Annotated in this window: 1 protein-coding gene; it reads right to left on the bottom strand. The window is 60.0% G+C overall.

Going from position 1 to position 230, the window contains the following annotated elements; translation table 11 throughout:
* Nucleotides 1-230 (bottom strand): MBG domain-containing protein (locus HMPREF2581_RS17315; RefSeq protein WP_168173297.1); only part of this gene is annotated, 230 nt, incomplete at both ends.

The raw sequence follows: 230 nt of genomic DNA, 5'->3' as shown, positions 1-230 counted from the left end.
GCTCGGATCGGCATCGCCATAGACCTTGGTCTTGCCGTCGGCGATCACATTCAGCAGCGCCTTGGTAATGGTCAGGTTATTGCCCTGGTAGCTCAGATCGTAGTTGCCGCTATTCAATGCCAGGTCGCCCTGATTGATGCCATACACACCCACGTTCTCGCCTGCGGCGCGGTTCAGCCCGCCGGTCAGGATCGAACCGGCGCTGTCACCGTTCTTCAGGCCGCTGACCT

The sequence above is a fragment of the Pseudomonas sp. HMSC057H01 genome, from assembly GCF_001836405.1.
In the GTDB taxonomy this organism is placed as follows: domain Bacteria; phylum Pseudomonadota; class Gammaproteobacteria; order Pseudomonadales; family Pseudomonadaceae; genus Pseudomonas; species Pseudomonas aeruginosa.
This window is presented reverse-complemented; position numbering and strand designations above follow the sequence as displayed.